The 7466-nt window shown below is 54.7% G+C and carries 8 protein-coding genes; 4 read left to right on the top strand and 4 right to left on the bottom strand.

Going from position 1 to position 7466, the window contains the following annotated elements; all coding sequences use genetic code 11:
- The 4 genes from K8V32_RS13470 to K8V32_RS13455 form a co-directional block, all read left to right on the top strand.
- Window positions 1-238: hypothetical protein (locus tag K8V32_RS13470; RefSeq protein WP_303908539.1), on the top strand; the 238-nt coding region annotated here is incomplete at its 5' end.
- Window positions 239-563: 325 nt separating this feature from the next.
- A complete protein-coding gene (locus tag K8V32_RS13465) occupies window positions 564-1175 on the top strand; it encodes a TRAP transporter small permease (protein ID WP_303908537.1) in 612 nt (203 codons plus the stop codon).
- On the top strand, window positions 1172-2545 hold the full coding sequence (locus tag K8V32_RS13460) for a TRAP transporter large permease (protein ID WP_303908535.1): 1374 nt from the start codon (window positions 1172-1174) through the stop codon (window positions 2543-2545). The genes K8V32_RS13465 and K8V32_RS13460 overlap by 4 nt, the downstream gene beginning before the upstream one ends.
- A gap of 15 nt (window positions 2546-2560) precedes the next feature.
- A complete protein-coding gene (locus K8V32_RS13455) occupies window positions 2561-3697 on the top strand; it encodes a TRAP transporter substrate-binding protein (protein ID WP_303908532.1) in 1137 nt (378 codons plus the stop codon).
- A gap of 283 nt (window positions 3698-3980) precedes the next feature.
- On the opposite strand, the gene K8V32_RS13450 is transcribed toward K8V32_RS13455, so the two are convergent.
- The 4 genes from K8V32_RS13450 to K8V32_RS13435 all read right to left on the bottom strand — a co-directional run.
- Window positions 3981-4532 (bottom strand): hypothetical protein, encoded by a 552-nt coding sequence (locus K8V32_RS13450; RefSeq protein ID WP_303908529.1) that lies wholly within the window; start codon window positions 4530-4532, stop codon window positions 3981-3983.
- Window positions 4529-6106, bottom strand: a complete 1578-nt coding sequence (locus K8V32_RS13445; RefSeq protein ID WP_303908526.1) for a sodium/proline symporter — start codon at window positions 6104-6106, stop codon at window positions 4529-4531. Before K8V32_RS13445 ends, K8V32_RS13450 begins: the two co-directional genes overlap by 4 nt.
- Window positions 6107-6305: 199 nt before the next feature.
- The gene (locus K8V32_RS13440; RefSeq protein ID WP_303908523.1) at window positions 6306-6674 is read right to left on the bottom strand and encodes a cupin domain-containing protein; all 369 of its coding nucleotides are present in this window, start codon (window positions 6672-6674) and stop codon (window positions 6306-6308) included.
- Window positions 6674-7466: NAD(P)/FAD-dependent oxidoreductase (locus K8V32_RS13435; protein WP_303908520.1), on the bottom strand; the 793-nt coding region annotated here is incomplete at its 5' end. The genes K8V32_RS13440 and K8V32_RS13435, both read right to left, overlap by 1 nt.

Here is a 7466-nt window from a genome sequence, read left to right as displayed (position 1 = left end):
TAAAATTCTTTTCTCCCAAGGGGACGGCGTTGCACCGACCCACAACATAGAAAGGTTCTCGCACCCGAAAGCACGAAAGTTTTGGGTCGAGAACAGTTACAACCAGAGTTTACCAAATGACGACGCACGCGGTCTGATTGCGAATGACTTCCGTCACCTGCGTCGTATTGACCGCCGAGGCAACCGGTGCACGGCGTCACAACTCGAACTTATGCTGACAGAAAACATGTGGAAATAAATAATTGAAGGTTGCAATAAATAATTGCAGGTGCAACGAGGCGAAAGCCGCACGACGGCGCGGGTTCAAGAGAAAGCAGCCTGCACACCAACGCATCATAAAGCACGGCGGCCAGTGTGACTCGCCTCTCTTTGCGGGCGGGACGACGAAGCCAACGCCCCTATAAGAGTGGACTTGGCTGCACGCCAACCTAGTTTCGTATATGATTTTTCAAAGTTCAGGTTTGCTGTGAAATAACTCACCGCACTTCGTGCGTCAAGCTACGATCACCTGCAGATTTGTCTTTTGGGGCACGAAGAACTCGAGCACATGAAGGAAATTCATCATGGAAAAACTGATTCGCGGTATAGCCCGTACGCTTGCCGTGCTGTCAGCGGTTGCCATTGTGGTGATGGTTATAGCGATCGCGATTGACGTGTTCGTACGTAACTTTACCGGGGCGTCCCTGGGCGGCATGATCGAGATCGCCGAAACGGCAATGGTCACGGCTGTGGCTTTTGGCCTGGCCTGGGCCGGGGTCAATGGTGAGCACGTAGCCGTGACACTGGTCACCGACCGCTTCGGGCCGCGGTTGGCCAAAATCGTCAATATCTTTGTGTGGCTGGTCGTGGCCGTCTACACCGCGTGGCTGGGATATGCCAACATCCTGCGGTCGATGGATTCATGGGCCTCGACAGAAACTCGTTTTGGACTGGTCCAGTGGCCGATGTATCCGATGCGGTGGGTGTTGACCATTGGGATCATCTCGTTGTTCATCGTGGCGGTAGTCAACCTGATCCGCACCCTCAAGGGTCAAGAGCCCATGGGCTTTGCCGACGAGGTCGAAGCCGCCCTGGCCGACGAAACCCTCCAACCTGATGGTGCTGCCACTAAACCGCCCCTTGCCGATGATCCAGCAAGCGACCGTCCAACCACCCAAGGAGAGCACAACCGATGACACTTGGTGCAGTAATCGTTGTTGTTTTAGTCTTGATGCTGGCCCTGCTGCTATTGCGGGTGCCCGTGGCCGTCTCCCTGGGGGTTGCCGGAGCCCTTGGCCTCCTCCTATTGCGCGGATTCAATCACACCACACTGGAACTTGGTGCCATCCCGTTTTCCCAAACCGCCACGTTCTCGCTGACTATTATCCCGATGTTCATTCTCATGGGGATGTTCGCCGTGCGGGCCCATGTCGCAGAATACGTGTTCAAAATTGCTGACCGCGTGTTGGGGCGTTTCCCAGGTGGGCTGGGTATTGCCACCGTTGCCGCATCTGCTGGGTTTTCGGCCGTATCGGGTTCATCCATTGGCACGGCAGCCACGATGGCACGGTTGTCGGTTGGTGAAATGCGCGCCGCAGGCTACCCTGCGGCCATGGCCACCGCCCTGGTGGCGGTTGCCGGAACTCTGGGCTCGATGATCCCACCGTCCACTTTCTTGGTCCTCTATGCCATCCTGGCCCAAGTCTCGGTGGCCGAAATGCTGGCCGCCGGTATTGTGCCCGGGATCATCTCGGCAATTGCCTATGCGCTGTGGATCATGTTTGCCGGCTGGCGCATGCAGCAAAAAGGTCACATCGTCTCGGATGCCACCAGCGTCAAAGACGCCCTGGGCCAAGCCACCGACATTGCCACGCAACACAAAGAACACACCCCGCTGGCCAAACTGCCCTGGCGCGGGCTGGTCTATGTCGTGATCCTGTTTGCCATCGTGTTAGGCGGTATGTACTCGGGTATCTTCACCGCCACCGAATCGGCAGCTTTCGGTGCCATCGCCGCCGTCTTGATCCTGCTATTTGAACTACGCAAAGAAGGCGCCAAAGGCATCTGGGACGGTATCAAAGGCGCCCTGGAATCCACCGCCTCCACCACCGCCATGGTGTTCTTCATCGTCATCGGCTCCGGAATCCTCACCGCGTTTTTCATCGCCGCCCGGGTACCGAACATGATCACCGACGCTGTGTTGTCCTGGAATATGTCCCCCACCATGGTCATGCTCATCCTGTTGCTCAGCCTGGTCCCACTGGGCATGGTGCTGGAATCGTTATCGCTACTGATGATCTCAGTGCCGTTACTACTGCCCGTTGCCCTAGAATTCGGCTTCGACCCCATCTGGTTGGGCATCCTGATCGTCAAATTCATCGAAATCGGCATGGTCACCCCACCGGTGGGCATCAACGCCTTCGTCGTCGCCGGCACCACCGGCATCCGATCCGAAACCGTGTTCCGCGGCATCATGCCCTTCTTCCTCATCGACCTGGTGCTGATCGGCATCTTCTTCTTCATCCCGGACATCATCTTGTTCCTGCCCAGCCTGGTTCAACACTAGAAAGGTTAGAAACCAATGAAAACATCACTCACATCACGCCTTGGCAAGGTCGCAGCCCTGACTGCCGCCGGTGCCCTGGCACTAACGGCATGTGGCGACGGCGTCGTCGAAGGTGGCGGAGCCGAAGAAACCTTCGAATTCACTCTGGCCAACGGTGCACTGGAAGGCACCCAACACCATGAGATTGCCGAAGAATACATGGACGCCGTTGAAGAAGCCTCCGACGGCGCCATTGCCTTCGAGCGCACCAGCTTCGAAGCCCTATGTGACATGAACGAAGTCGCCGACTGTGTTCGTGACGGTCGCGCCGATCTAGGTATCACTGTCACTGACTACACCCCGCACTTGCTGCCGACCCTGTCGGTCATGTCGATCACTTTCTTGAACAACGACATCCAGGCCGCCGTCCAGTCGCTATACGAACTTCATGAAAACTACGAACCAGCCAAGGAACAACTGGAATCAGCCAACTTGGAATACATTTCCACTTGGCCAGTTGGCGCCCTGCTCATTGGTTCCAAAGAACCCGTTGAATCTATCGACGACGTCCAAGGGCTCTCGGCCCGTGCTGCCGGCCCGGTCACCCAGAAGTCACTGGAAGCCGCCGGCGTCAACGTCAACGCGATCACCGCTGCAGAAACCTACGAATCTCTGCAGCGCGGTGTGATCGATTCTGTTGCCGCTTCCTTGGATTTCGGCGTCAACTATAAAGTCACAGAACAACTCCCCTACTGGGCCGACCCAGGTCTGGGCCAGTACACCGCCTACGGCATGTGGTGGAATAAAGACTCCTACGAATCTTTGACCCCAGAACTGCAGGAAGTTGTTGACGGCGTCACTCGTGAGTTCAATGAAGGCCGCACCATTGAGATCGCAAACCGTGAGCTTGAAGGCATCTGCCAGGGCATGCTCGACTCTCCTGACGTGGAAAGCTTCCACACTTGGGACGACGCCGAAACTGAAGAATGGCGCGAACTAGCTGCCGAGGGCGCGCAAGAAGCCTGGTTGGACATCATGGCTGACTACAACTTTGATGATGCCGAAGCCTACCTCGAAGAATACATTTCAACCTATGAAGGCCTGGAATCACCAGATAACCCGGTTGATGCTGGTATCGAATGTGCTTCCAAGTGGCAGGAACAAAACAACTAGTTCCTAACCCCTCCTAGAACAGCTGTGGCTGCCAACCAAAACGGTTCGCAGCCACAGCTTTTTAATAAGTTTGCTGGTAATGCCGGCTTGACCGGTCTACACCAGAGATCTCCCGCAATAGCTCTTCTGAATCATTCACGACCGGACAATCCGAAAGCCACAACAGGTTGGTCTCATGAAGAGTTGGAAACCATCGCCTAATCTATTTAAGACCCCGTGGGAGAAAATCTGCAGAGGCATAGCGCATCACGTCATGAAAGAAAGTAACAGCCTTGCTGAGACTTCAGCCGGAGAACACGTAATGTTTCCCGGTCACACCATCTAAGATGAGTTCTAAATCAAGACCCCGGTGAACGCCGGTAATCCACCAGTTGGGTTTCAGGAATTGCACGTCACGTGTGTGCTTATCGAGGGTGCCAACCCCGCCGAAACGGCGCTTTCGGGTTACTAACACTTGCGCGACTGACCGTGCTGTTTGGTGTGCCATTGTTATGTCGATACGAGGTTCAGGGGTACTGATGATGTGGGCGTTGTCTGCCTGCAGTTCAGTCTCTACAGCGCTGAAGCTCTTATCGGTCCACGGGGCAGCAGCGAATGCACGCCCTGAAACCATGTCGACAAGGATATTGATCTTGAGCAGCTTGTCGCGCGGGCCGTGCCAGTCGAATTCACAACCTAGCATCGGATGATAGTAGAGCGAGCTGGAGATATTACGTGCTTTGGGGAGCTTGCGACGAACCCATTTCAGCGCGTCGTCACGACTAACATTCAGTTTCCACGCTGGCAATATCGTGTCTTGTGTGACTGTAGTGTCATGGCGTGCAATCAGCGTCATGCCGTGTCCTTACTGTTGGCGCGTGCCAGAGTTTCGTCTTCCAAGATTGGACGTTGGGATGACAGCGCGGTGTCCTGCATGATGGCTAAACTGGCCGGGATGCGGCGGATGCGGTTGGTCTCCTCGACCGCTTCTACGATCTCTGGTGGCAACGGGTGAGATTTCTGTGTCATGAGCGATACGACGATGATTGCAATGATTGACAGTACAATCCCAACCAGCATTGGGTCTAGACCAATGGAATCAGACAGACCCATCAGTTGAGCAGCTATAGCACCGATTGAGCCAGAAATCATCGAAGCTATTGCCCCAGGCGCATTAGCTTTCTTCCACCAGACCGCGCACACATAGGCTGGGGCAAATGCAGAACCCAGTACAGAGGTAGCAAAGACCACGATTTCGAAGACGCCGGGTGGGCGGATGAGAGCAAAAGTCAAACCAACCAGTGCCACGACCAGAATCGTGTACCGCGAAACTTTGACTGCAGTGCGTTCATCCATATTGCGTTTCAAGAAGCGGCCAATGAGGTCGTGCGCGGCAATAGTCCCGGTTTGCAGCAGCAGAGAGTCTGCTGTCGACATGATAGCGGCCATAATAGCGGCCATAACCAGTCCAACCGCAAATGGGGGCAACACGGTGGAGGCGATTTTCATGATTGCCATCTCTGGGTTGTCCAGATTTGGCACGATGAGCAAGCCCATCATACCGATCAGGTACGCCGAAGGGATGAACAACAAATTGAATCCGGTCGCATATAAGGAAGCGTCACGAGCAATCGACGAGCGTTTCATACTCATGTGGCCCACCGTTACGTGCGGCCAACCCATACCACCGACTGCGAAGAGTAACACTGCACCGATAATGATGCCCCACTGGCCTAGGTATTGCCCTTCGGCGCCCCACATGGTTAGTAGGTTGCTGTTGAGAGCACCCAGCGCTTCATGTCCGGCAGTCAAACCGCCAACGTGGTTCAGAGTTGCGGCCAGGATCCATATCATGCCCAGCACCATGATGATAGCTTGCAGGAATCCCGAGTATGCCACGGCCAAGTAGCCGCCCAAGAAAGTATAAATCAGGATAATGCCGATGGCGACGATTAGCGATAGGTTTAAATCCAAGCCGGTGACCATGGATAGACCCTGTCCCCCGGCCAGCAGTTGTGCCAGCACGTAGAAAAACATCGAAAATAACGCGATAGGGGCTGCGACCAGTCGAACAGCTGGTGATGGGTACCTGTTTTCCAGATATCCAATTGAAGTCATGGACCCCAGCATGTGCGACAACTTGCGCATACGTCTTCCCAGAATTGACAGGTTGATAACACCGCCACCCAAATCACCGAGGGCATACCACATTGAGTAGTAACCCTGCTGGTAGCCTAGACCTCCTGCACCTTGGAACATGTAGCCTGACATTGATGTGGACTGCAGACGCAGTGCGGTAACGGGTGCACCCAGTGAGCGGCCGCCAAGAAGGAAGCCCTCTTCGTTTTTCGAGGAGCGTCTGGCGACGGCCAGGCCGATGGAGATGACTGCAGCAAAATAGATCAGTAGAAAAATCAGCTCAATACTCATGATTTCTTCTCCTCACCAGCGTTCGGGGCCGCTTGATCGTAGTCGGCGTCCTCAATACTCCAGTTTTTGGTTCTGAAATAGAACACCAATGTGTATGCAATCCAAAAAAGGATGCCTCCTCCCATAATGAGTGTGGTTTCCCAAGGAAGTCCGAACATGATGTGCCTCCAGCGTGCAAGTTTTGGTGGGGGTGAGCGGCTTAGTAAATGACATAAACTTTGGTGACGGTTTCACTAATATCCCAGCGGCCAGACCAGCCGACCGGTAGGATGACCAAGTCACCCATGCCGATGTCGTAAGTGGTACCAGTGGCATCATCAGTGATAGTTCCGGTGCCCGATAGGATGTAGGCGACTTCGGTATCGTCGCGGTCGATGACCGGCCAACCCCCTGGTTGACATTCCCAAAATCCGATGTTGCCTTGGGCTTGATGGTCTGCAACAAAGGTGCGATGTTGCGGATCGCCGCTGTCTGCTCCAGCGCGCTGTCCGGCAGGCGTGAGCTGACTGGCGATACTGGCACCCGAAATTTTGGTCATTGCGGTTGTGACCGTTGATGATGAGTTCATTAGTGTGCTCCTGTCAGTGCTTCAAGTGTTTTGACGATGCGTGATGGAGAGCCGGTCAGTTTTTCTTCGGTGTCTCCAAGGCTTGCGGCCCGAAGGCCCGCGTTGATACCGATCCAGCGCAGCGGTTCTGGTTCCCACCGCGGTGACGCGTGGTTGGCAATGGGCAGTCGAGATTCTGGCGAATCAATGCCCAAAATCTGGTCACGTAGAATACGGGCAGCAAGGTTAGAAGTGGTCACGCCGTCACCGACATATGATCCAGCCCACCCCATGCCGGTACTGCGGTTGTGGGTAACGGATGGATGCCAGTCGCGTGGGACCCCCAGGGCTCCACCCCAGCGATGTGTGATTTGTACACCTTCAAGGGATGGGAAGAACTCCAACATGGTGGCGGCGATTTTTTCGTGGATCGCTAGGTTACGCTCGAAGTCTGCGGCGATCTTGGACGCAAAATTATATGGTGCACCCCTGCCGCCAAAGACAATCCTGTTGTCAATAGTCTGTTGGGCATAAATACGCATATTGCGCATATCGTTGAATGCAGTTCGGCTGTAAATTCCGGCTTGGCTCAATTGATCGGCCGACAGCGGTTCCGTGGCGATCACTAACGAGTGTAAAGGGGCGACGTTTCGTCGCAACTGTGGGATGCGTGAAGTGAATCCTTCGGTTGCCACGATGACATTATTAGCACGAATCGTCCCGCCAGGAGTGCGTACTGTCTTGGGGGCTATCTCGTTTGCCGGGGTGTTTTCATAAATAGTTACGCCCAGATGTTTCACGATGTCTGCCAGA

It is taken from the genome of Enteractinococcus helveticum (assembly GCF_020742345.1).
GTDB classification, from domain to species: Bacteria; Actinomycetota; Actinomycetes; order Actinomycetales; family Micrococcaceae; genus Yaniella; species Yaniella helvetica_A.
This window is presented reverse-complemented; position numbering and strand designations above follow the sequence as displayed.

Excerpts from the sequence above, each read along its gene's own strand:
- K8V32_RS13465 (WP_303908537.1), top strand. The coding sequence starts at position 564 with ATGGAAAAACTGATTCGCGGTATAGCCCGTACGCTTGCCGTGCTGTCA.
- K8V32_RS13460 (WP_303908535.1), top strand. The coding sequence starts at position 1,172 with ATGACACTTGGTGCAGTAATCGTTGTTGTTTTAGTCTTGATGCTGGCC.
- K8V32_RS13455 (WP_303908532.1), top strand. The coding sequence starts at position 2,561 with ATGAAAACATCACTCACATCACGCCTTGGCAAGGTCGCAGCCCTGACT.
- K8V32_RS13450 (WP_303908529.1), bottom strand. The coding sequence starts at position 4,532 with ATGACGCTGATTGCACGCCATGACACTACAGTCACACAAGACACGATA.
- K8V32_RS13445 (WP_303908526.1), bottom strand. The coding sequence starts at position 6,106 with ATGAGTATTGAGCTGATTTTTCTACTGATCTATTTTGCTGCAGTCATC.
- K8V32_RS13440 (WP_303908523.1), bottom strand. The coding sequence starts at position 6,674 with ATGAACTCATCATCAACGGTCACAACCGCAATGACCAAAATTTCGGGT.